This window comes from Amycolatopsis kentuckyensis (assembly GCF_041679295.1).
In the GTDB taxonomy this organism is placed as follows: domain Bacteria; phylum Actinomycetota; class Actinomycetes; order Mycobacteriales; family Pseudonocardiaceae; genus Amycolatopsis; species Amycolatopsis kentuckyensis_A.
The window spans coordinates 100,342-122,706 of the sequence record NZ_JBGDMD010000010.1; the positions used below are offsets into that span (position 1 = coordinate 100,342).

The window sequence follows — 22,365 nt, forward strand, 5'->3', positions numbered from 1 at the left end:
GGCCGACTCTAACCTACTGGAAAGTAGGAACGGTAGTTGTCAGGTTTCCAGCTGGTCGTCGGCGGTCGCCACGACGGCGTCACGCAGGGCGGCGCGCAGCCGTCCGACGTCGAGCGGGCCCAGTACGGCCGCCTCACCCGGCGGCGCGACCAGCACCACCTTGTCGTTGCTGACGAACACCGTCACGTCCCTGCGCCTGCCGGCCAGATCCCGGCAGCCGACCGACCATTCGCCCCGACTCATGGTCGCCGCCCTCCGTTTCCTCTTCGTGGTCGTGCTCATTGCGAAGGGGGGAGCGCCACGCCGAGGCGCTATGACGCCGGTTCACCCGATCTGCCTACTCGCGAGTTTTCTCTTGCGCTTCGCGGATTTCCGGCGTATCTCCCGGTCGTGGCGACGCCCGTTCGGGAGTACCGTCCGCACCGTCTCGTCGACGTGGGAGGTCACTGATGTCGGAGCCGCGGAAGATCGTCATCGTCGGAGCGGGCCTGGGCGGGGCGTCCGCCGCGGGCGCGTTGCGCGAACGCGGATACACCGGCGAAGTCCTGCTGATGGGGTCGGACCCGCACCGGCCGTACGAGCTGCCGGCGCTGTCGAAGGGCGTGCTGCTCGGCAACGGCGACGAACCCGACTGGGTGCACGAAGAGAAGTTCTACGCGGAGAAGGACATCCGGTTCACCCCCGGCGTCACGGCGACCCGCATCGAACTGGGCGCCCGCCTGGTGCTGGACGACGCGGGCGGCGAGCACCGCTACGACCGCCTGGTCCTGGCGACCGGCTCGCGGCCGCGCTCGCTCCCGGTCCCGGGCGGCGACCTGCCTGGGCTGTACACGCTGCGCAGCCTCGACGACTCGCTCAAGCTGCGCTCGGCGTTCGCCGAAGCGGAGCGCGTGGTGATCGTCGGCGCCGGCTGGATCGGCTCGGAGGCCGCGGCGGCGGCGCGGACGCACAACGCGGACGTGACGGTCGTGGACCCGGTACCGGTCCCGCTGGCGAACGTCGTCGGCGAGACGGTCGGCGGGGTGTTCCGCGACCTGCACGTCTCCAACGGCGTGCACTACCGCCTGGGCGAGCAGGTCGCGGAGATCACCGGCGGCCCGGACGGCGTCCGCGGGGTCCGGCTCGCCAGTGGCGACGAGATCACGGCGGACGTGGTCCTGATCGCGGTCGGCGCGGCACCCCGGGTCGAGCTGGCCCACGCGGCGGGCCTGGAACTGTCCGACGACGGCGGGGTGTGCGTGGACGCGGGCCTGCGCACGGCGGCCCCGGACGTGTACGCGGTGGGCGACATCGCGGCGCACTTCCACCCGCGCTACGGCCGCCGCATCCGCGTCGAGCACTGGGCGAACGCGAAGGACCAGGGGACGCACGTGGCGCAGAACCTGCTGGGGGAGAACGAGCCGTTCCTCGGGTCACCGTACTTCTTCACCGACCAGTACGACCTGGGGTGCGAGTACCGCGGTCTCGCGGACCCGGTTTCGGACGAGCTGGTCGTCCGCGGCGACCTGGCTTCCCGCGAGTTCACGGCGTTCTGGCTGCGCGACGGCGAAGTGGCGGCGGCGATGAACGTGAACATGTGGGACGACGGAGACGCGCTGGGCGCCTTGGTCGACGGCCGCGCGAAGGTGACGGCGGAGCAGCTCAAGACGGCTGATCTGGCGTCGCTCGGCTGAGGCGGTCGCGCATCAGCGTGTCGAGCCGCCGCCAAGCGGGGGACGACGCGTTGACCGCGCCCTGTACCAGTGCCGGGATCGCGGAACCCCGTTCGTACGAAGGGAGTTCCGCGCCGTACCGCGCTCGGGTGGCGGCGACGAGCCGCTCGGCCAGTGCGTCGACGCTCGGGTCGTGCGGGTCGAGGTCGTGCACCCGGTCGTACTCGAGGACCAGCTCCAGCAACGCCGGATCGGCCAGCATCGCCGACTGGTCGAGGAAGTTCTCGCGCGCCGTCTTCGGGTGGGTCGCGAACACCAGCAGCCACAAGTCGTTCTGCAGTGCGACCCAGCGTTCGCTGAACCCGAGACCGCGCAAGCCCGCGAGGTGGGCCACGACGTCGGCGGGCAACGCGGACAGGTGCCCGTCAGCCAGCTGCCGGAGCCGTTTCCGGGTGTCCTGCAGGCCGCGGATGCGGGCGGCGAGGTCGTCGTCGATCTGCCTGAGGGCCGGCAGGAGGCCGCCGCCCGACCGGAGCTCGCGGATGCGCGCCAGCGGGACGCCCGCCTCGGCCAGCGTGCGGATCTTGATCAGCTCGACGGCGTCGGCGGCGCTGTAGCGGCGGTAGCCGGACGCGTCGCGCGGCGGCTCCGGGAGGAGCCCCTTGGCGTGGTAGACGCGGATCGTCTTGGCCGTCACCCCGACGTACCCGGCGAGCTGTCCGATGGTGAGCACCCCGCCATCGTCGCACTTGACCTTGCCCCGGGGGCAAGGTCGCAGGATGACCGGCATGGCGGACTACGAGACCCTGCGCGCGCTGGCCGACGAGGGCAACGAGACGGCGCTCGACCGGCTCGCCGACCTCGCCGACGCCCGCGGCGACGTCGAAGAGCTGAGCGAGCTGCTGGACGAAGGCTGCGACCACGCCGGCGCGCTGCTGACCCGCCGCGCGGTCGCCGCGGGCAACCTCCTGGAGCTGCAACGGATCGCCGACGCCGGCCACGAACCGGCCGGTGAAGAGCTGGAGCGCCTGCTCAGGAAGTGACTTCGCGCGTCAGGGCCAGGTAGGCCAGCAGGGCCAGCAGCGCGAACCCCGCCATGGTCGCGGCCATCGGCACCGCCGTCCCCGGCCCGCCGAGCCCGACCAGCGGCGTCGCCACCGCGCCCACCACGAACTGCAGCACCCCCAGCAACGCCGACGCCGCGCCCGCCGACCGCGCGTGGGACGCCAGCGCCAGCGAACTGGCGTTCGGCATCACCAGCCCGATGCTCGACACCAGCAGGAACAACGACACCAAGAGGAAGGCCAGGGGAGCCCGGGTCAACGCGGCCACCAGGACCAGAGCCCCGCCGAGAACGCCCAGCAGCAGCCCGGAAAGCAGCAGGGCGCGCTCGCGCACCCGGCCCACCAGCCGCCCGTTGAGCTGGCCCGCCAGCACGATGCCGACGCCGTTGGCCCCGAACACCACGCTGTACGCCTGCGGGCTCAGCCCGTAGACGCCCTGCAGCGCGAACGACGACCCCGAGATGTAGGCGAACATCGCCGCGAACAGCAGCCCGGACGCCAGCGCGTAACCGGCGAACGACCGGTCCAGTGCCAGCCGCCCGTAGGTCCGCATCACCTGGCCGAGCCGCGCGGGCGACCGCGACGAAGACGGCTCCGGCAGGAAGAACGCCACCACGGCCAGCAGCAGCGCCCCGAACGCCGTCAGCACCACGAACACCCCGCGCCACGACGTCCAGTTCAGCAGCTGCCCGCCGATCAGCGGCGCCAGGATCGGGGCCAGCCCGCTGACCAGCATCAGCGTCGAGAAGAACTTCGTCATCGCGGTGCCGGAGAACAAGTCGCGCACGGTGGCTCGGGCGATCACGATGCCGGCCGCCGCGCCGACGGCCTGCACGAGCCGCGCGGCGACCAGCAGCCACGCGTCCGGGCTCACCGCGCACAGCCCCGACCCCACGATGTACAGCACGAGCCCCGCCAGCAGCGGGCGGCGGCGGCCGAGGGCGTCCGACAGCGGGCCGATCACCAGCTGGCCCAGCGCGAGGCCGACGATGAACGCGCTGAGCGTGAACTGGACCGTCGTGTCCGCCGCGTGCAGGTCGGCCGCCATCCGCGGCAGCGCGGGCAGGTACATGTCGATCGAGAGCGGCCCGAACGCCGAGAGGCCGCCCAGGATGAGGACGAACTTCAGCCGCGACCGCGCGGTACGTTCCGCCGTGGTGGTCATGCGCCTCCTGCCCGTTCCGATTTCGACCAGCGACGCGCTGACCTGCGCTATTCCGGCCTGTGATCGGTGACACGCCGTGCTCGTCCGGGCACTGAACCGGTACTGATCCGATCAATTTTCCGACCGATTGGGCGTCAGCTCTGGATCGAGCGAACCGGCTGCGATATACATCGGATGTCTGGTCGGGCGGGTGAAGGGAAAATCCGTGCAGCTTGTGCGCCTCGGGGAGCCGGGAAGTGAGCGTCCGTTCGTGCGTGCCGACGACGGCACGACCTACGAGCTGGGCGGGCTGACCGCCGACATCGACGGCGGTTTCCTCGCCGCGGACGGCATCGCCCGCGTGGCCGCCGCGCTCGCCGCCGGGGAACTGCCCGCCGCTTCCGAGGCCGGCCTCCGTGTCGGCTCGCCCATCGCCCAGCCGGGCAAGGTCGTCTGCATCGGCATGAACTACCGCCGGCACGCCGAGGAGACCGGTGCGACGCCGCCGACCGAGCCGGTCGTCTTCATGAAGGCGCCGGACGTCGTGGTCGGCCCCGGCGACGACGTGCTGATCCCGCGCGGGTCGGTCAGCACCGACTGGGAGGTCGAGCTCGGCGTCGTCGTCGGCAAGACCGCCCGCTACCTCGACAGCGTCGAGGAAGCCCTGGAGTACATCGCCGGTTACGTCGTCTCGAACGACGTCTCCGAGCGCGCACTGCAGTTCCGCACCGCCCAGTGGGACAAGGGCAAGTCGTGCGAGAACTTCAACCCGCTCGGCCCGGCGCTGGTCCCGGCGAGCGAGGTGCCCGACCCGCAGGACCTCGGCCTGCGGCTGTGGATCAACGGCGAGAAGAAGCAGGACTCGTCCACCAAGGACATGATCTTCAGCGTCGCCGAGATCGTGCACCACCTCAGCCAGGTGATGGTGCTGCGGCCCGGTGACCTGATCAACACCGGCACGCCCGAAGGCGTCGCGCTCGGGCAGCCCGACCCCAAGCCCTACCTGCGCGACGGCGACGTCATCGAGCTCGAGATCGACGGGCTCGGCCGGCAGCGCCAGGTCGCGAGGCAGGCCTGACCATGGCGAAGATCACCGGCATGGAGGTCCTCGACGTCCGGTTCCCGACTTCCCGGGAGCTGGACGGCTCGGACGCGATGAACCCCGACCCGGACTACTCGGCCGCCTACGTCGTGCTGCACACCGACGGCGGCCCGGACGGCTACGGCCTCGCGTTCACCATCGGCCGCGGCAACGACGTCCAGGCCGCCGCGATCCGCGCGCTCGCCCCGCACGTCGTCGGCCGGGACGTCCCGGAGGACGCGGCCGCGCTCGGCGACCTGTCCCGCACGCTCGTCGGCGACTCGCAGTTCCGCTGGCTGGGTCCGGAAAAAGGCGTCGCGCACATGGCCGTCGGCGCGATCGTCAACGCCGCCTGGGACCTCGCCGCCCGCCGCGCGAACCTCCCGGTCTGGCGGTTCGCGGCGCGCATGACCCCCGAAGAACTGGTGTCCCTGGTCGACTTCCGCTACCTGTCCGACGCGCTCACCGAAGCCGAAGCCCTGGAGATCCTGCGCCGCGCGGAACCCGGCCGAGCCGAACGCGCGAAGCAGCTCGAGGCGAACGGCTACCGCGCCTACAGCACGTCTCCCGGCTGGCTCGGGTACGCCGACGCGAAGCTCGTGCGGCTCGCCGAACAGGCCGTCGCGGACGGCTTCGAGATGATCAAGCTGAAGGTCGGCGGCAACCTCGAGGACGACGTCCGCCGCATGAAGCTGGCGCGCGAGACCGTCGGCCCGGACGTCCGGATCGCCGTGGACGCCAACCAGCGCTGGGACGTCCGAGCCGCGGTCGACTGGATGACCGAACTCGCGCCCTACGACCCGTACTGGATCGAAGAACCGACGTCCCCGGACGACGTCCTCGGCCACGCGGCCATCGCGAAAGCGCTTGCGCCCATCCGCGTCGCGACCGGTGAGCACGTCCAGAACCGCGTGGTCTTCAAGCAGCTGCTGCAGGCGGACGCGATCTCCGTCCTGCAGCTGGACGCCGCCCGCGTCGGCGGGTTCAACGAGAACCTGGCGATCCTGTTGCTGGCCGCCAAGTTCGGCGTCCCGGTGTGCCCGCACGCCGGCGGTGTCGGGCTCTGCGAGCTCGTCCGGCACCTGTCGATGTTCGACTTCGTGGCGGTGTCCGGCACCGACGCGGACCGCTCGATCGAGTGGGTCGACCACCTGCACGAGCACTTCACCGACCCGGCCGTCGTCGAGCGCGGCCGGTACCTCGCCCCGACCGCCCCCGGGTTCTCCGCGCGCATGCACGACGCGACGCTGCGCCGGTTCCGCTTCCCGGACGGTCCCGAGTGGACGGAGACCGCAAGTGAGTGAATTCGAGGGCCTGGTGGCCGCCGTCACCGGAGGCGCCTCGGGCATCGGCAAGGCGGCCGCGGACCTGCTGGCCGAGCGCGGCGCCCGGGTGGCCGTCCTCGACTTGAAGCCAGACGACGACGGCTTTCGCTGCGATGTCGGCTCCGACCAGGAGGTCCGCACGGCGATCGACGCCGTCGTGGAACGCTTCGGGCGCCTCGACATCCTCGTCAACAACGCCGGGATCGGCGCGCAGGGCGACGTCACGGGCAACGACGACGACGAGTGGCACCGCGTGTTCGACGTCAACGTCGTCGGCATGGTCCGCGTGGCGCGCGCCGCGCTGCCGCACCTCAAGAACTCGCCGTCCGCGGCGATCGTGAACACCTGTTCCATCGCGGCCTGGGCCGGCCTGCCCAACCGCGCGCTCTACTCGGCCACCAAGGGTGCGGTGCTCTCGCTGACCCTGGCCATGGCGACCGACCACCTGCCCGACCGGATCCGCGTCAACTGCGTGTGCCCGGGCACGGCGGACACCCCCTGGGTGGGCCGGCTGCTCGACGCCGCCGACGACCCGGCGGCCGAACGCGCGGCCCTCGCCGCGCGCCAGCCGATGGGCCGGCTGGTCACCGCCGACGAGGTCGCGAACGCCATCGCCTACCTCGCGAGTCCCCTCTCCGCTTCGACCACCGGCACCGCCCTCGCGGTCGACGGCGGCATGTACGGCCTGCGTCCTCGCGGTCCCGTGCACCACGACTAGAAGACTTGATTCCCCGCCGTCATCAAGGAGGATGCTGTGCGCACGAGGGTGATCCAGGTGGCCGCCACGGCCGCCGTCTGCGGCCTGGTACTGGCCGCCTGCGGGTCCACCAAGGACAATGCGGCCGCCCCGGCGGCGGGCGGTGGCGCCGGCGGAAAGGTCGGGGCCACGCTGCCCCTGCTGACCTCGCCGTTCTGGCAGGCCTACAACAACTACGTGCCGAAGATGGCCACGGAGGAGGGCGTCGACGTCCTCCCGACCGTCAACGCCGACAGCGACCCCGCGAAGCTGATCACCGACATCGGCACCTTCCTCAACCAGGGCGTCAAGGGCCTGGTCGTGACGCCGCTGGACTCGGCCGCGATCGTCGCCGGGCTCAAGCAGGCCGAGAACAAGGGCGTGCCGGTCGTCGCCGTCGACGTCGCCCCCGAGAGCGGCAAGGTCGCCATGGTCGTGCGGGCCGACAACAAGGCCTACGGCACCAAGGCGTGCGACGCGATCGGGGAGAAGGTCAAGTCCGGCAAGGTCGTGCAGATCATGGGCGACCTCGCGTCGGTCAACGGCCGCGACCGCTCGGAAGCCTTCCGCGACTGCATGAAGTCCAAGTACCCCGGCGTCCAGGTGCTGGAGATCCCGGCCGAGTGGAAGGCCGACAAGGCGTCCTCCGGGCTGGACAGCATGCTGACCGCGAACCCGGACATCAAGGGCGTCTACATGCAGGCCGGTGGCGTCTACCTGGCCCCGACCGAGCAGGCGCTCAAGCGCAAGAACCTGTTCTTCCCGGTCGGCGACCCGAAGCACATCGTGCTCGTCTCCAACGACGGCATCCCGCAGGAGCTGGCCGCGATCCGCGCCGGCGAGCTGGACGCCACGGTGTCCCAGCCGGCCGACGCGTACGCGAAGTACGGCCTGTACTGGCTGAAGAAGGCCATGGCCGGCGAGACGTTCAAGCCGGGCCCGACCGACCACGGCAGCACCATCGTCGAGATCAGCCCCGGCATCCTCGAGGACCAGCTGCCCGCACCCGTGATCACCAAGGCGAACGTGGACGACAAGGCCCTCTGGGGGAACAACCTGTGACCGCGCTGCCCGCCGGCGAACCCGCCGTCCCGGTGGTCAGCGCCGTAGGTGTCGGAAAGCGCTACGGCCCGACCGTGGCGCTGCACGACGTCAGCCTCACCGTGCACCCCGGCGAGTCGCACGCGCTCGTCGGGCGCAACGGGGCCGGCAAGTCGACGCTCGTCTCCATCCTCACCGGCCTGTCCGCCACGGACACCGGGCACGTCGAGTTCGGCGGCGAGCCGGCCCCGCCACTGTCCAAACAGGACGACTGGAAGGCGCGCGTCGCCTGCGTGTACCAGCACGCGATGGTCGTCCCGCAGCTCACCGTCGCCGAGAACCTGTTCCTCAACCGGCAGGCGGGCGGCGGGTTCTCGATCGGCTGGAAGTCGTTGCGGCGCCAGGCACGCGAGCTGCTCGACTCGTGGGACGTGCACGTCGACGTCGACACCCCGGCCGGCGAGCTGTCGGTCGAGGACCGGCAGTTCGTCGAGATCGCCCGCGCGCTGTCCTACGGCGCCCGGTTCATCGTCCTCGACGAGCCGACCGCGCAGCTCGACAGCCAGGCCATCGAGCGGCTCTTCGAGCGGATGCGCCAGATGCAGGCGGGCGGGGTGACGTTCCTGTTCATCTCGCACCACCTGCACGAGGTGTACGAGGTCTGCCAGGCGGTGACCGTGCTGCGCGACGCGAAGCACGTCCTCACCGCGCCGGTGGCCGAGGTCGGCAAGGCCCAGCTGGTCGACGCGATGACCGGCGAACCCGGCGGTCTCTCGGTCCGTGACGCCGCTTCTCGCGAGTCGCTCGAAGACGACGCCGCGGAGATGCTGAGCGTCGACGGGCTGTCCGGCGACGGCTTCCGGGACGTCTCCTTCCGGCTGCGCCGCGGCGAAGTCGTCGGGCTCGCGGGCAGCAACGCCAGCGGGAAGCACCAGGTCGCCGAGACGGTCTACGGCCTGCGGACGCCGTCCGCGGGCACGATCCGCGTCGACGGCGCGCCGCTGCGGCCGGGGGACATCCCGGCGGCGATCCGGGCGGGCATCGGGTGCGTGCCGCGCGACCGCCACCACGAAGGCCTGGTGCTGGAGCACTCGATCGCCGACAACGCCACTTTGTCCATTTTGGACAAGCTGGGCCGCGGCGGGATCGCCTCGCCGCGCACCCGGTTCGCGCGGGCGTCGCAGGCCCTCGCCGACTACGACATCGTGGCCGCGAGCGCCGAGCAGCCCGTGTCGGACCTGTCCGGCGGCAACCAGCAGAAGGTCGTGCTGGCCCGGGCCCTGATCGGCGACCCGCGGGTCGTGGTGCTGATCAACCCGACGGCCGGGGTGGACGTGAAGTCGAAGGAGGCGCTGCTCGCGGTCGTCGACCGGGTGCGCGCCGAGGGCAAGGCGGTGCTGATCGTCAGCGACGAGCTGGACGACCTGCGCCTGAGCGACCGGGTCCTGGTGCTGCGCGCCGGGGCCGTGGTCGCCGAACACCAGGCCGGGTGGTCCGACGGCGACCTCGTGGCCGACATCGAAGGAGTCGAGCTTTCGTGACCGACGTGATGACCTCTCCGCAGACGGAGCTGCCCGCGCCCCCGCGGCGCCGCAAAGCCGTCTGGCTGCGTGAACTCGCGCTGCTGCCCGCGCTGGTCGTGGTGTTCGTCATCGGCGGCCTGGTCGACGACACGTTCGTCGGCTGGAGCAACATCGTCAGCATCCTGACCGCGTCGGCGGCGCTGTCGCTGGTCGTGCTGGGCGAGTCGCTGGTGCTGATCACCGGGAAGTTCGACCTGTCGCTGGAATCGACGATGGGCCTGGCACCCGCGCTGGGCGCGATGGTCGTCATCCCGGCAGCATCGGCGGGCTTCGGCGTCGAGCTGCCGGCCGCGATCGGGCTCCTGGTGATCCCGCTGTGCGGGGCGCTCGTCGGGTTCGTCAACGGCTTCCTGATCGTGAAGCTGAAGCTGAACGCCTTCATCGTGACGCTGGCGATGCTGACCGTGCTGCGTGGTGTCCAGGTCGGCTCGACCAAGGGCAAGACGCTGTTCAACCTGCCGGACTCGTTCACCAACCTGGCGACGACGACGTTCGCCGGGCTGCCGATGTCGGTGTGGCTGGCGGCGCTGCTGTTCGCCGTGGCCGGCTGGGTGCTGCGCTACCACCGCGTCGGCCGCGCGCTGTACGCGATCGGCGGCAACCGCGAAGCCGCGCGGGCCGCCGGGGTGCGCGTCGACCGGATCGCGTGGGCGGTGTTCGTCGTCGCCGGGATCCTGGCCGCGATCGGCGGGCTCGCGTACACGGGCTATGTCGGCGCATTGGGCGCGAACCAGGGGTCGGGCATGATCCTGCAGGTGTTCGCGGCGGCGGTGATCGGCGGCGTCTCGCTCGACGGCGGCAAGGGCACCCTGGTCGGCGCCCTGACCGGCGTCCTGCTGCTGTCGTCGGTGTCGAGCCTGCTCAACTACGCGCACGTGACGGCGGAGTGGCAGGGCGCGATCTACGGCGCCATCATCCTGGTCGCGCTGATCATCGCCCGGTACGCGGGCGGGAAGCCCCAGACCTGATGGTCAGCCTGTGATCATCGGATCACTGTCAGGAAGCTTCCGCGGCCGGCCCGTCGTCCGAATCGGGCACTGTCGGGTCGTCCGCGGTGCCGAGGGCGTTGCGCAGCCACTGTTCGACGCCCGCGACGTGCACGGTCGCCCACGAGCGCGCCAGCTCCGGTTCGCGCGCCGCGATGGCCTCGTAGATCGCCGTGTGCTGCTCGCGCGTCTTCGCGACCGCGCCCTCCTGGGTGAGGCCGCGCCAGATCCGAGCTCGGGCGGTCGGCCCCGACAGGCTGTCGAGAAGCGAGCACAGCACCGGGTTGCCGGAGCCGTCGGCGATCTTGCGGTGGAACTGCAGGTCGTTCGCGACGAGCGCCTCCACCGTCGGCGAGTCCTCCAGCTCGCCGAGCAGCTGGCCCAGCTCGGTGATGTCGTCGTCGCTCATGTGCAACGCGGCCAGCGCGGTCGCGGCCGGCTCGAGGATCCGCCGCACGGCGAGGAAGTCGAGCACGGTGTCGTCGCGGTGGAAGTCCACGACGAACGTCATGGCGTCGAGCAGCAGGTTCGGCTCGAGGCTGGTGACGTACGTGCCGTCGCCCTGCCGGACGTCGAGCACCCTGATCAGGCACAACGCCTTGACGGCCTCCCGCAGGGAGCTGCGCGAGAGCCCGAGCCGCTGGGCCAGCTCGGCCTCCTTCGGCAGCCGGTCGCCCGGCGCCAGCTCGCCGGAGATGATCATGTCCTTGATCTTGTCGATCGCGACATCGGTGACGGGCATCGCGTCCGCCCTCCCTGCAACAGACCTCGGATGTTTCGGTGTTCGACACCAGCGTGCCATGACCCGGCCAAGGAGTGGTGATGACCCACCAGCCCGCACCTCAAAGAGTGGCGCTCCATACCCGCCTGAAGCCGGGGAAGGAGGCCGAGTACGAGTCCGTCCACGCCGTGATCCCGCCCGAGCTGGACACCGCGCTGCGCGAAGCCGGCGTGCGCACTTGGCGGATCTGGCGTAACGGTCTCGACCTCTTCCACGTCGTCGAAGTCGACGACTACGCGGCGATGCGGGCGGCCCTGCGGGACCACCCCGCGAACGTCCCCTGGCAGGCCCGGATGGCCGAGCTGCTGGCCGTCGAAGACGACTACTCCGGCGGCGACACCGGCATCGGGCTGGTCTGGGAACTGCCGGAAAAGGAGTGACGGCGTTGGAACTCACCCTGTCCCCGCTGGGGCTCGGCTGCGCGCAGCTGGGCAACCTCTACCACGCGATCAGCGACGAGACGGCGGCCGCGACCGTCCGCCGCGCGTGGGACGAGGGCGTCCGGTACTTCGACACGGCACCGCACTACGGCCTCGGCCTCTCCGAGACCCGCCTCGGCGCGGCACTGCGGTCGTTCCCCCGCGACGAGTACGTGCTGTCCACGAAGGTCGGCCGTGTGCTCGAGCCGAACCCGGACGGCGCGGGCACGCAAGACGACCAGGGCTTCGCGGTCCCGGCCGCGTACAAGCGGCGCTGGGACTTCAGCCGCGACGGCGTCCTGCGCTCCTTCGAGGACAGCTTGACGCGGCTCGGGCTCGACCGCGTCGACATCGTCTACGTCCACGACCCCGACGACCACTTCGAGGACGCTCTGCGCGGCGCGTTCCCGGCGTTGCGCGAACTGCGCGAGCAGGGCGTGATCGGCGCGTTCGGCGCCGGCATGAACCAGGCGCCGATGCTCGCGGAGTTCGTCCGCCGGACCGATCTCGACGTGCTGCTGGTGGCCGGGCGTTACACGCTGCTCGACCAGCCGGCGCTCGACGAGCTGCTGCCGCTCTGCCTCGACCGCGGCGTCTCCGTCGTCGCCGGCGGCGCGTTCAACGCCGGCATCCTGGCGACTGCGGAGCCGGGCGGCGTCTACGACTACGCGGAAGCCCCGCCGGAGCTGGTCGAGCGGGCCCGGCGGATTGCCGAGGTGTGCGCGCGCCACGGCGTCGAGCTGCCGGAAGCCGCGCTGGCGCTGCCGATGGCCCACCCGGCGGTGGCGTCGGTCGTCGTCGGCGCGCATGATCCTTCGCAGGTCAGCGTGAACGCGCGGCGCGCGCGGGCCGTGGTGCCGCCCGAGCTGTGGACCGAGCTGGTCGACGCGGGCCTGCTGCGTGCCGACGTCGTCCTCGCCGAAGGAGTCTCATGATCGACGCGCACCACCACCTGTGGGACCCGGCGCGGCGCGAGTACCCGTGGATGGCGGGGGCGGCCCTGGACCCGATCCGCCGTCCGTACACGGTGGACGACCTGCGCGCGGTGACCAAGGCGGCCGGCGTGCACGCGACCGTGCTGGTCCAGACGGTGTCGTCTGCCGAAGAGACCGCGGAGTTCCTGTCGATCGCCGCCGCGGAGCCGGAGATCGCGGGTGTCGTCGGCTGGGTGGACCTGGCGGCCCCGGACGTCGTCGACCGGCTGGCTTCCCTGGACGGCCCGTTGGTGGGGATCCGGCACCAGGTCGAGACCGAGCCCGACGACGACTGGCTGCTGCGTCCGGAGATCGTCGCCGGGTTGAGCGCGGTGGCGGCGGCGGGCCTGGCGTACGACCTGCTGGTCCGCCCGGCGCAGCTGCCCGCGGCGGCCGAGGTCGCGTTGCGGCTGCCGCAGCTGCGGCTGGTGCTGGACCACGCGGCGAAACCGCCGATCGCGGCGCGGGAGTGGGAGCCGTGGGCTTCGGGCGTCGCGGCGCTGGCCGCGCACGAGAACGTGGTGTGCAAGCTCTCCGGGCTGGTCACGGAGGCGGACTGGACGGGCTGGGAGGTCGGGCACCTGCGCCGGTACGTCGACCACGTGCTGGACGTCTTCGGCCCGTCGCGGCTGCTGTTCGGCTCGGACTGGCCGGTCTGCGAGCTGGCGGCGTCCTACGAGGTGGTCCTGGACGCGGCGATCGCGCTGACCGGCTCGCTGTCGGACGCCGAGCGGCTGGGCGTGTTCGAGCACAACGCCCGCCGCGTCTACGGCTTGGATGCGAGCGGGGAAACCTCTTCCAGGGGGTAAAAGAGGTTCCCCCGCCCGCCGCTGGGGTGGCTGCCGGGTCGGCTCAGAACTCTTCGTCGCTGATCATGCCGCGCAGCCGGGTCAGGGCGCGGTGCTGCGTCACGCGGACGTTGCCGGCGGAGATGCCGAGCGCTTCGGCGGTCTCCTGCGCGGAGAAGCCGACCGCGATGCGCAGGGTCAGGATTTCCTGCTGGACGCGCGGCAGCGAGGCGAGCAGCCGGCCGAGGCGGGCGCCGAGGTCGAGGTGCAGCGCGTGGGACTCGGGCTCGTTGCCGGCGACGAGCGGGCGCTCCGGGAGCTCGGGGACGGGCTCGGAGCGGTCGCGGGCGACGGCGCGGTAGGCGTCGGCGACCTTGTTGGCCGCGATCGCGTGGACGAGGTAGAGGAACGAGCCGCCGCGGTCCTGGTAATCCGGAAGGGCCTTCAGGACGGCGAGGCAGACCTCCTGGGCGACGTCGTCGGCCGAGAGGTAGGAGAGGTCGCGGCCGCCCATCCGCGCGCGGCAGTACCGCACGACGACCGGCTCGATCATCTGGAGCAGGTTGTGGATGGCGGCGGGGTTGCCCTCGCCGGCGTCCTTCACCAGAGGGTCGAGATCCTCCTTCGTCAGGCGTCCGCTCGGCCTGGGAGATGACTCCAAGGTGCGATAATCGCGAACGTCGGAAGCGGATTGCTCGGTGGTCCTCGGCGGTGCTGTCATGGTCGTCTCCCCGGCCGACCCTCGACCGTCGCTGCCGGGGGTTCCACTCTCCGTGACTTTTCGATTGCAGATCTTCTCGGGCTCCCCCGCTTGACCTGCGCTCTGTGCGACGCTCGGTAATCGTAAGCACCTCTCGGGCCATCAGTCCAGATTTCAACGACCAATACCCCGTTAGCAGCAGCGACCGTGATGTTCCCGCGACCCAGCCGCGCACATTGCGATTAATCGGTTTCAGGATGTGCCGACTTCACCCGTCAGTGGAGAACCGCCACGGAAGCGGCAGTCACGGTCACGGCGAGCGACGCGGCCGCGGGCAGGATCGGCCCCATGGCGGCGGGCTGCCCGGCCCGCAGAGCACGTTCCCGCCGCACGCCCACGCCCGCGAGCAGCGCCGATGTGGCGGCAGCGAGCAGGACGGGGACCAGGGCGACACCCCAATGGCGCTGGGAGGCGGAGTGCAGGAGCAGTACGGTGCAGGCGGCGGAGGCGAGAGCGGTCCGCCGCCAGGCGAGCCCCGTCCGCTCGGCTTGAGCACCGCCGGGGCTGGTCACGCGGGGGTCCAAGGGTTGATGACGGTACTTCTGACGTCGCGATAATCGCGAGGAAGCGGTATTCGGGCGGCGCGATGGAATGAAGCGCGGTTGAGCCGAATGGCCGGAGAGGCGTTCTTCGCGGCTTGGGTCACCCGATCGGGTGGGGTCCGTGTGAGTGCGGTCCGTGGTCGCGGCCCCGGCCGCGGCTCGGGTCCCGCACTCCCGGGTCGCGCGGTTCGCCCGATTCGGTGCGGTCGGTTGCGATGGTCCTTCGCGGCGGTTGGGGCTTGCGCGGTGGGGGGTCGCTCGGCCGGTTCGTCGTGCCGCGCGCTGGCGGTGGGCTCGATCCGCTCGGGCTCGGCCGGCTCGCCGTGCCGCGCCCTCGAGGCCGGCTCGACCAGGAGCGGCCCGGTCGATCCACCGAGCGCCCGAACCCTGCCCGCCTTGCTCACGACACGACCAGCAACACGGCCGCCGCCACGGTCAGCGCCAGCAGGCCGCCGGTCAGCACCAGGATCATCCGGCTCCGCGGCAACGGCTCCCCGGCCCGCATGGCGATCTGCACCCGCCTCCAGCGCGGATAAGCCGTCGCCGCCAGCGCCGCCGCCAGCACCACGCACAACCCCGCCAATACCGCGCTCGCCGCTTCCGGGGCCGGGATCAGCTGGTGGACCGCCACCCCGCCCGCCAGCAACCCCAGCGCCGTCCGCAACCACGCGAGGAACGTCCGCTCGTTGGCCAACGTGAAGCGGTAGTCGGGTTCGCTGCCACCCGTGTGGGGCGTGATGTCGTCCGAGGTCACGCCCCCAGACGCTAGCCGGTGTGGGCCGCCACGGCGCCCTCGGTGCGGTGCGCGAACACCCACCAGCGCAGCACCGCGAAGCGCACGAACCCGCCGACCAGACTGGCCAGCAGCAGCGTGCCCGTCTCCTCCCACGACGTCGGCCGCTCGACGACCGCGTCCAGGATCGCCAGCACCGCCGAGCCGTACCCGGCGTAGAACGCGAACGTCAGCAGGTCCTGCAAGTGCCGCTTCCCGGCGTTGCTCTGCCGCCCGGAGAACGTCACGCGGCGGTGGAACTCCGTGTTCCCGACCGTCGTCAGCGCGATCGCGACCAGGTTCGCCACCTGGGAGCCGAGCTCGTCGCGCAGCAGGAGGAACAGCACCGCCTGGACACCGGTCGTCACCACGCCGGCCACGACGTACCACGCCGCGTGCGTGCCGAGCTCATGGTGGCGTTCGGGGTCGGTGGCGAGGAGCCGGTGCTCCGGCGCGCACCTGGTGGTGGCCATGATCCCAACCTACCCCGCGTTCACAAACTTGTGAATGTGTTAAACCGGTTGAAGAAATGTGATCCCGGCGACACCGCCGGAGTTTCGGCCCCCTGCACCCCGGGTAGGCCATCACCGATGATGCCCATTGCCTACGCGCCGGGAGAGACCAGTGAGTGACCGTGACGCGGCCGAACCGGAAAGCTTGGCCCCCAGCGAAGCGCTGGACGAGGACGAGCTGCGCGTGGACCCGCTCGAAGAAGGCGTCGAGCCGCCCGAGCACTGGAGCGCCGCCAACCGCTTCGGCACGACGCCCCGCGAAATCCGCGAGGGCGAGCCGATGGACCAGCGCCTCGCCGAAGAGGTGCCCGACACCGAGCCGGAACCCGTCCCGGAGCGCCCGCTCGCGGTGACCCCGGCGGACCAGCTCGACGAGTCCGTCGAGGACGCGCCGCCGGACTTCGAGCCGGTGGCCCCGGAGGACGAGGTGCCGCGCCGGCACGCCGACCCCGATCCGCGCGAGCAGGCGGACTACGCGGGCGGGTCCGTGGCGGATGCCATCCGCGAGGCGCGCCAGGGCTGACCCGCTCAGACTGCGCGTCCGAACGGACGCCCCTAGCGTGGGGGCTTCCAGTGCATCGGACCGCGACGAAGGGAAGGCCGTAGATGCTGACCGTGACCGAAGCCGCCGCCGAGGCGATCACCGCACTGACCAGCCAGGGGGAGGGCGACGCCGGGCTCCGCCTGGCGGTGCAGAACGCCGACGGCGAGAGTGCGCAGCTCGCGCTGTCCGTCGCCCCCGAACCCGCGGAGGGCGACAGCGTGCTCGGCGCCGAGGAAGGCCCGAAGGTCTTCCTCGAGCCGCAGGCCGCGGTGTTGCTCGACGACAAGGTGCTCGACGTCCAGGAGGACGAAGCCGGCGGAGTCGCCTTCGCCGTGCTGCCGCAGCACACGAGCTGACCTCGGCGGACGGGCCTTTCGCGGCGTGGCGGGAGGTCCGTTCGCCGGTGGCCGACGACGTGAACGACTCTTTCCTGTCGTCGGACGAGGTGAACGAGTCGTTCATGCCATCTCCGTCAGCCGGCTCGCCAGGCGCGCACCACCTCCTCCGCGCGAGCCCGCAGCAACTCCGCGGCGTGCGCCCGTGCGTACTCCAAGGACGGCGCGTGGTCGATCAACGCGCTGCTCCCCACCACGCCCAGCCGCGCCAGCCCGGCGGAATCGAGCTGGATCCGCCCGGCGAGCACCAGCAGGGGAATCCCCCTGGCCCGGTCCGCGATCCCGGCCGGCGCCTTGCCGTTCAGGCTCTGCTCGTCGAGCGACCCCTCCCCGGTGATCACGAGATCGGCGCCGTCCAGGGCCTGGTCGACCCCGGTCAGCCCGGCGATGAGGTCGAACCCGGATTCGACGCTCGCCCCGAGCGCGATCGCGGCCGCGGCCACCCCGCCGCCGGCTCCCGCCCCCGGGACACGCGAGACGTCCGGGGCACCACCCACTTGCAACGCGTGCGCCCACCGGCTGAGCGCTTCGTCGAGCAACGCGACCTCCGACGGCCCCGCGCCCTTCTGCGGCCCGAACACCGCCGCCGCGCCTGACGGCCCCAGCAACGGGTTCGTGACGTCGGTCGCGACCGCGACGCTCACCCCGTCCAGCCGCTCCCGCACCGGCGCCAGCTCGGCCGACGCGACGCGCCCCAGCGTCCCGCCGCCCAAGCCGACCGGCGCGCCGAACGCGTCCAGCACGCCCGCGCCGAGGGCACCGAGCATCCCGGCACCGCCGTCGGTGCTGGCCGTGCCGCCGACGGTCAGGACGAGCCGGCGGGCGCCGTGCATCAGCGCGTCCATGAGCAGCTCACCGACGCCCCAGGTGTGCGCGGCCAGCGACGTTTCCGGGCTGGGCTCGACGAACTCGATCCCGCACGCCCGCGCCGACTCGATGTACGCCGTGCCGTCCAGGACCGCGTAAGAAGCCTTGACCGGCTCCTCCAGCGGACCGCGGACCGTCAGCCGGACGATCCGCGCGCCCGCCGCTTCGAGGACGTCGAGGGTGCCTTCGCCGCCGTCGGCGACCGGGCACGTGACGATTTCGGCGTCCGGCAAGGCATCGCGCACGCCGAGCGCGATCGCGTCCGCGGCCTCGACCGCGGTGAGACTGCCCTTGAACTTGTCGGGCGCGATGACGACCCGGGTCACGGCTTCACCTCCGTCAGCGGGGCACGCCCGCCCAGCACTTCGACGACGTTGCGGGCCGCCAGCACGGCCATCTCCGTCCGCGTTTCCACGGTGGCGGACCCGAGGTGCGGGCTCAGCACGACGTCGTCACGGCCCAACAGCCGCGGTTCGACGTCGGGCTCCTTTTCGAACACGTCCAGCGCCGCGCCGGCGATCTCCCCGGCTTCGAGGGCGTCCGCCAGCGCGGCTTCGTCGACGACCGGGCCGCGTGTGGTGTTCACCAGGTAGGCGCCGGGTTTCATGGCGCGCAACGCGGCCGCGTCGATGAGGTGCCGGGTCTCGGGCGTCAACGGGCAGTGCAGCGAAACGACGTCCGACCGCGCCAGGAGTTCCTCGAAGGACACGTACTCCGCGTCGAAGTCCTGCTTCGACCGTCCTGAGTAGACGATCGACATCCCGAACGCCTGCGCCCGGCGGGCCATCGCGCGGCCGATCTGGCCGAGCCCGACGATGCCGAGCGTCTTGCCCTGCAGGCCCGAGCCGAGCAGGAAGCCGAGGTGGAACGACCACGGCGTGCGCGAGCGCAGCAGCCGTTCCCCTTCGCCGATCCGCCGCGTGACGGCGAGCAGCAGGCCGAACGCGAGGTCGGCGGTCGCGTCGGTCAGCACCCCCGGCGTGTTCGTGACGACGACCCCGCGGGAAGCCAGCGCCGGGACGTCGACGTTGTCGTACCCGACGGCGACGTTCGCGACCACCTTCAACCCGGGCCCGGCGGCGTCGGCCAGCGCGCCGTCGAGCCGGTCGTGCAGCATCCCGACGACGGCCGAAGCGCCGGAGACGAACTCGTGCAGTTCGCCCGGCGCCAACGGCCGATCGGCGGGCGACACTTCCACGTCGCCCGCCTCGGCGAGGAGCTTCACCGCGTCGTCGGGAATCCATCGGGTCACCACGATCTTGGCCACGCCGACAGCCTAGTTCACGGCACCGACAATTCAGCCGCGCTGAACCGCGTCCAGGACGATCTCCGACTGCGCGGCGGCCCCGGCTCCGTTGGGGTGGAAGGGGAACGCGAGCAGCAGCGGGTTGCTCGTCGAGATCGGGATCAGGCCCTCCACGTACCGCACGGCAGGCGCCTGGCACGCGTCGTGGCCGAGCGTGGGGGAGTAGGTGTCGACGAGTTCGACGCCGTTGGCCGCGGCTACCCGCACCAGCATGGCGTTCATCGAGAGGAACTTCGCCTGCAGGTAGGCGACGTCGCCATCGGCGATCGGGATGACCGGCCAGCAGCCCTTCCCGCTCGCGGGCAGGCCGGCGAGGTAGTTCACCAGCAGGATCCGCGCCTGCGGCGAACGCTCCTTGATCGCCCGCAGCGATGCGGCGATCTTCGGTTCCGTCGCCGTGACAGCGTTTTCCAACTGGTCGACGCCGCCCGCGGTGAACTTCGCCTTGCACGTGCTCACCGGCAGCGAGTTGAGGCACTTCGTCACGGCGGACGCGAGCCCGATGTCGTTGCCGCCGATCCCGACGGTGACCAGGTCCGTGGTGGCCGTGAGCCGGTCGAACTGCGGCGGGTTCGTCCCGCTCAGCGGCAGCTTCTGCGGCTGCGTGAAGTCGGTCGTCGTCGCGCCGCCGCAGCTCGCGTCGCGGAACGTCTCGACACCCAGCGCGCCGGCCAGCTCGTGCGGATAGTCCGAAGTGGACTGCGCGCAGTCGAGCGGGGTGAACTCCGTGCTGGGCGGCAAGGTGACGAACACGTCGGCGGTCCACGAATCGCCCAGGGCGACGTACTCGTGGTAGGCCGTGCTCGCCGACGCCGGAGCGGCGAAGGCGAGCACGGCGAGCGCGGGGATCGTGAGCAGGGCGGACAGGCGCCGGCGCATGCTGCCTCCGTTGGCGAGCAGGGTGAAGGACTTTCACATTCAGCTCGCGTCCGGTGAAAAGTCAATGCGAGTCACCCGCCCCGGTCACGCCGATCGGCGTGGGTAATCAGACCCTGGTCAGCCGGACGACCGTGCTCGCGTAACCGCTCCCCGGCAGGTCGACGTCGAGGCCGTGGCTCAGCAGCACCGCCCCGTCGTGCACGACGCCGCCGGAGTCGCGGTACCGCGCGGACGGCTCCAGCCCCGCGAGCCGCGGCGGCGTGACCGGCCGCGCGAACTCCGTGGGCCGCCGCCAGAAGAACACGACGACTTCGCCGCCCAGGACGTACTGGACGGCGGTCAGCGCCGACGTCGCCGGGTCCGCCAGCCGGTACAGCTCGCCGTGCTGCACGACCGGCCGGATCTCCTTGTACAGCGCCACGAGTTCCGCCGCTTCGGCGAGTTCGGCGGCGGACCAGCGGGGCAGGTCGCCGCCGAGCCCGAGCACGCCGGCCATCGCGACGTGGAAGCGGAAGCTCAGCGGCGCTTCGCGGCCGGTCGTCGGGTTCGGGCTGTCGGTGACCCAGGCCGACATCGTGCCCGCCGGGTAGAGCTGGCCGTAGCCGTGCTGGATGGTGATCCGGTCGGCGGCGTCGGTGTTGTCGGAGGCCCAGATCTCGTCGGTGCGCGCGAGGATCCCGAGGTCGGTGCGCCCGCCGCCGCCCGCGCAGCCCTGGATCCGCAGGGCCGGGTGGTCGGCGCGCAGCCGGTCCAGGATGGTGTGCACCGCGCGGACGTGGTCCACCCACACGCGCCCGGCTTCGCCGCCCGGCCAGCCGGCTTCGGTGAACGCGCGGTTCATGTCCCACTTGAGGTAGTCGATGCCGTGCTCGCCGACGAGCCGGTCGAGCCACTTGTGCGCCCAGTCCGCGACGTCCGCGCGCGCGAAGTTCAGCACGAGCTGGTTGCGCAACGTCGTTCGCGACCGGTTGGCCATGTGCAGCACCCAGTCCGGGTGCGCGCGATAAAGATCGCTGTCCGGGTTGACCATCTCCGGCTCGACCCACAGCCCGAACTGCATGCCGTGTGCGTGGACGGCGTCGACCAGGGGTTTCAGTCCGGCCGGGAAGCGCTCCGGATTGGCGGTCCAGTCGCCGAGGCCGGCGGCGTCGCCGGTGCGGGCGCCGAACCAGCCGTCGTCCATGACGAACAGCTCCGCGCCGAGCCTCGCGGCCGCCGCGGCCAGCTCGGTTTCGGTCCGCTCGTCGACGTCCCAGCCGGTCGCCTCCCAGGAGTTGTAGACGATCGGCCGCAGCTCCCCGGGATGCGGCTGGACGAACTCGCGGACGTAGGCGTGCCACCGCCGGCTCGTCCCGCCGAAGCCGTCGGCCGCGTAGAGCCCGGCGAACACCGGCGTCTCCCAGGTTTCGCCGGGGTTCAGGCGCCAGGCGACGTTCTCGTGGCCGAAGCCGCCGGTCCACGTGACGCGCCCGGTGTGCGTGTGCTCGACGGTGATCCGCCAGCTCCCGCTCCAGGCCAGCGCGGTCGACCACACTTCGCCGGCCGTCTCGGTGGCGTCGCCCGCGTCCAGCATCACCCACGGGTTGACCTGGTGGCTGGACACGCCACGGCGGCTGGTCAACGTCGTCTCGCCGACCGGCAGCGGTTCGCGCAGCACGCCGTACTCGGCGCTCCACGCGCCGGACGTCCGGGTCAGCCGCGCGCCGTCGCGCCGGGGGAGCGTCCAGGACGCGGAATCCGTGCGCAGCAGGGAAACCGGCTCGTTCGCGCGGAGCGACGTCCAGCGTTCGACGACGTCGCCGCGAAGGCGGTAGTGCAGCGAGACTTCCAGGGGGTAGTGCCGGTCGACCAGCCGCACGACGAGCGCGTCGTCCTCGATCGCGAAGCCGTCGTAACGCCATTCGAGCGCCGACGTCCCGTCCTCGTACCGCACGGCCAGGGCCGCGACCCCGAAGAACGCACCGCCCTCGGCCGGGAGTTCCTGCCGCTCGTCGCCCGGTTCGTCGAAGCTGCTGTCGGCCGGGTTGCGGCGCGCGGCGACCTGCGTGGCCTGGGCCAACGTCAGCGGCGGGCCCCAGTGGACGTGCCGCGGCCGGTCGTCGGCGTCGAGGCGGAACGCGTAGGAGCTGTCGGGGGTGCGCAGCAGCCAGAGCCGGTGCGCGGGGTCGTGTTCGACGAGCGACATGATCCCGAGCGTAGGCATGACCAGCGAAA

The 22,365-nt window shown here is 71.7% G+C and carries 25 protein-coding genes; 13 read left to right on the forward strand and 12 right to left on the reverse strand.

The features are described from left to right. Positions 1-39: 39 nt before the first annotated feature. Positions 40-243: a hypothetical protein gene (locus ACERZO_RS36785; RefSeq protein WP_372670508.1), complete on the reverse strand. Its 204-nt coding sequence runs from the start codon at positions 241-243 to the stop codon at positions 40-42. Positions 244-449: 206 nt separating this feature from the next. On the opposite strand from ACERZO_RS36785, the gene ACERZO_RS36790 reads away from it, so the two are divergent. Then, the gene (locus ACERZO_RS36790) at positions 450-1,673 is read left to right on the forward strand and encodes an NAD(P)/FAD-dependent oxidoreductase (protein WP_372670509.1); all 1,224 of its coding nucleotides are present in this window, start codon (positions 450-452) and stop codon (positions 1,671-1,673) included. Here ACERZO_RS36790 and ACERZO_RS36795 read toward each other — a convergent pair. After that, positions 1,642-2,385, reverse strand: coding sequence for a MerR family transcriptional regulator (locus ACERZO_RS36795; protein WP_372670510.1), 744 nt, complete (start codon positions 2,383-2,385; stop codon positions 1,642-1,644). The genes ACERZO_RS36790 and ACERZO_RS36795 overlap by 32 nt on opposite strands. A 46-nt stretch (positions 2,386-2,431) precedes the next feature. Here ACERZO_RS36795 and ACERZO_RS36800 point away from each other — a divergent pair, with 46 nt between their 5' ends. Beyond that, positions 2,432-2,695, forward strand: coding sequence for a hypothetical protein (locus tag ACERZO_RS36800; RefSeq protein ID WP_372670511.1), 264 nt, complete (start codon positions 2,432-2,434; stop codon positions 2,693-2,695). On the opposite strand, the gene ACERZO_RS36805 is transcribed toward ACERZO_RS36800, so the two are convergent. After that, positions 2,685-3,881, reverse strand: a complete 1,197-nt coding sequence (locus ACERZO_RS36805) for a multidrug effflux MFS transporter (RefSeq protein WP_372670512.1) — start codon at positions 3,879-3,881, stop codon at positions 2,685-2,687. The genes ACERZO_RS36800 and ACERZO_RS36805 overlap by 11 nt on opposite strands. Before the next feature lie 205 nt (positions 3,882-4,086). Here ACERZO_RS36805 and ACERZO_RS36810 point away from each other — a divergent pair, with 205 nt between their 5' ends. Genes ACERZO_RS36810 through ACERZO_RS36835 form a run of 6 tightly spaced genes read left to right on the forward strand, consistent with a single transcriptional unit; the run spans position 4,087 to position 10,594 of the window. After that, a complete protein-coding gene (locus ACERZO_RS36810) occupies positions 4,087-4,938 on the forward strand; it encodes a fumarylacetoacetate hydrolase family protein (protein WP_372670513.1) in 852 nt (283 codons plus the stop codon). A gap of 2 nt (positions 4,939-4,940) precedes the next feature. Next, on the forward strand, positions 4,941-6,245 hold the full coding sequence (locus ACERZO_RS36815) for an enolase C-terminal domain-like protein (protein WP_372670514.1): 1,305 nt from the start codon (positions 4,941-4,943) through the stop codon (positions 6,243-6,245). Beyond that, positions 6,238-6,984, forward strand: coding sequence for an SDR family NAD(P)-dependent oxidoreductase (locus ACERZO_RS36820; RefSeq protein WP_372670515.1), 747 nt, complete (start codon positions 6,238-6,240; stop codon positions 6,982-6,984). The genes ACERZO_RS36815 and ACERZO_RS36820 overlap by 8 nt, the downstream gene beginning before the upstream one ends. Before the next feature lie 48 nt (positions 6,985-7,032). After that, positions 7,033-8,064 (forward strand): sugar ABC transporter substrate-binding protein, encoded by a 1,032-nt coding sequence (locus ACERZO_RS36825; protein WP_372670899.1) that lies wholly within the window; start codon positions 7,033-7,035, stop codon positions 8,062-8,064. Then, the gene (locus ACERZO_RS36830; RefSeq protein WP_372670516.1) at positions 8,061-9,584 is read left to right on the forward strand and encodes a sugar ABC transporter ATP-binding protein; all 1,524 of its coding nucleotides are present in this window, start codon (positions 8,061-8,063) and stop codon (positions 9,582-9,584) included. The genes ACERZO_RS36825 and ACERZO_RS36830 overlap by 4 nt, the downstream gene beginning before the upstream one ends. Continuing rightward, entirely contained in the window at positions 9,581-10,594 is a 1,014-nt protein-coding gene (locus tag ACERZO_RS36835) for an ABC transporter permease (protein ID WP_372670517.1), read from the forward strand. Before ACERZO_RS36830 ends, ACERZO_RS36835 begins: the two co-directional genes overlap by 4 nt. 28 nt (positions 10,595-10,622) lie before the next feature. On the opposite strand, the gene ACERZO_RS36840 is transcribed toward ACERZO_RS36835, so the two are convergent. Next, positions 10,623-11,354 carry a FadR/GntR family transcriptional regulator gene (locus tag ACERZO_RS36840; RefSeq protein ID WP_364450769.1) on the reverse strand — a complete coding sequence of 244 codons (732 nt, stop codon included), beginning with the start codon at positions 11,352-11,354 and terminating at the stop codon, positions 10,623-10,625. A gap of 80 nt (positions 11,355-11,434) precedes the next feature. Between ACERZO_RS36840 and ACERZO_RS36845 the strand changes: the two genes are divergently transcribed. Genes ACERZO_RS36845 through ACERZO_RS36855 form a run of 3 tightly spaced genes read left to right on the forward strand, consistent with a single transcriptional unit; the run spans position 11,435 to position 13,595 of the window. Beyond that, positions 11,435-11,773, forward strand: coding sequence for an L-rhamnose mutarotase (locus ACERZO_RS36845; RefSeq protein WP_372670518.1), 339 nt, complete (start codon positions 11,435-11,437; stop codon positions 11,771-11,773). A gap of 5 nt (positions 11,774-11,778) precedes the next feature. Next, positions 11,779-12,747: an aldo/keto reductase gene (locus ACERZO_RS36850; RefSeq protein WP_372670519.1), complete on the forward strand. Its 969-nt coding sequence runs from the start codon at positions 11,779-11,781 to the stop codon at positions 12,745-12,747. Continuing rightward, positions 12,744-13,595 (forward strand): amidohydrolase family protein, encoded by an 852-nt coding sequence (locus ACERZO_RS36855; protein WP_372670520.1) that lies wholly within the window; start codon positions 12,744-12,746, stop codon positions 13,593-13,595. The genes ACERZO_RS36850 and ACERZO_RS36855 overlap by 4 nt, the downstream gene beginning before the upstream one ends. A gap of 43 nt (positions 13,596-13,638) precedes the next feature. Here the strand turns inward: ACERZO_RS36855 and shbA are convergent, their stop codons facing one another. From shbA to ACERZO_RS36875, 4 genes are all read right to left on the reverse strand, one after another. Continuing rightward, a complete protein-coding gene (shbA, locus tag ACERZO_RS36860) occupies positions 13,639-14,295 on the reverse strand; it encodes an RNA polymerase sigma factor ShbA (protein WP_372670521.1) in 657 nt (218 codons plus the stop codon). Positions 14,296-14,549: 254 nt separating this feature from the next. After that, positions 14,550-14,846 carry a DUF202 domain-containing protein gene (locus ACERZO_RS36865; RefSeq protein WP_372670522.1) on the reverse strand — a complete coding sequence of 99 codons (297 nt, stop codon included), beginning with the start codon at positions 14,844-14,846 and terminating at the stop codon, positions 14,550-14,552. Between the two features lie 430 nt (positions 14,847-15,276). After that, a complete protein-coding gene (locus tag ACERZO_RS36870) occupies positions 15,277-15,630 on the reverse strand; it encodes a YidH family protein (RefSeq protein WP_372670523.1) in 354 nt (117 codons plus the stop codon). 11 nt (positions 15,631-15,641) lie between these two features. Next, positions 15,642-16,121 (reverse strand): GtrA family protein, encoded by a 480-nt coding sequence (locus tag ACERZO_RS36875; protein WP_372670524.1) that lies wholly within the window; start codon positions 16,119-16,121, stop codon positions 15,642-15,644. Between the two features lie 151 nt (positions 16,122-16,272). On the opposite strand from ACERZO_RS36875, the gene ACERZO_RS36880 reads away from it, so the two are divergent. Beyond that, on the forward strand, positions 16,273-16,683 hold the full coding sequence (locus ACERZO_RS36880; RefSeq protein WP_372670525.1) for a hypothetical protein: 411 nt from the start codon (positions 16,273-16,275) through the stop codon (positions 16,681-16,683). 83 nt (positions 16,684-16,766) lie between these two features. Then, a complete protein-coding gene (locus ACERZO_RS36885; protein WP_372670526.1) occupies positions 16,767-17,060 on the forward strand; it encodes an iron-sulfur cluster biosynthesis family protein in 294 nt (97 codons plus the stop codon). Between the two features lie 116 nt (positions 17,061-17,176). On the opposite strand, the gene ACERZO_RS36890 is transcribed toward ACERZO_RS36885, so the two are convergent. The 4 genes from ACERZO_RS36890 to ACERZO_RS36905 all read right to left on the reverse strand — a co-directional run bounded on the left by ACERZO_RS36890 (position 17,177) and on the right by ACERZO_RS36905 (position 22,336). After that, complete coding sequence (locus tag ACERZO_RS36890; protein WP_372670527.1) at positions 17,177-18,292, reverse strand: glycerate kinase; 1,116 nt, start codon at positions 18,290-18,292, stop codon at positions 17,177-17,179. Beyond that, the gene (locus ACERZO_RS36895; protein WP_372670528.1) at positions 18,289-19,233 is read right to left on the reverse strand and encodes a 2-hydroxyacid dehydrogenase; all 945 of its coding nucleotides are present in this window, start codon (positions 19,231-19,233) and stop codon (positions 18,289-18,291) included. The genes ACERZO_RS36890 and ACERZO_RS36895 overlap by 4 nt, the downstream gene beginning before the upstream one ends. A 30-nt stretch (positions 19,234-19,263) precedes the next feature. After that, positions 19,264-20,151: an SGNH/GDSL hydrolase family protein gene (locus ACERZO_RS36900; RefSeq protein ID WP_372670529.1), complete on the reverse strand. Its 888-nt coding sequence runs from the start codon at positions 20,149-20,151 to the stop codon at positions 19,264-19,266. A 106-nt stretch (positions 20,152-20,257) separates the two neighbouring features. Further along, positions 20,258-22,336 (reverse strand): alpha-galactosidase, encoded by a 2,079-nt coding sequence (locus ACERZO_RS36905; protein ID WP_372670530.1) that lies wholly within the window; start codon positions 22,334-22,336, stop codon positions 20,258-20,260. Positions 22,337-22,365 lie beyond the last annotated feature (29 nt).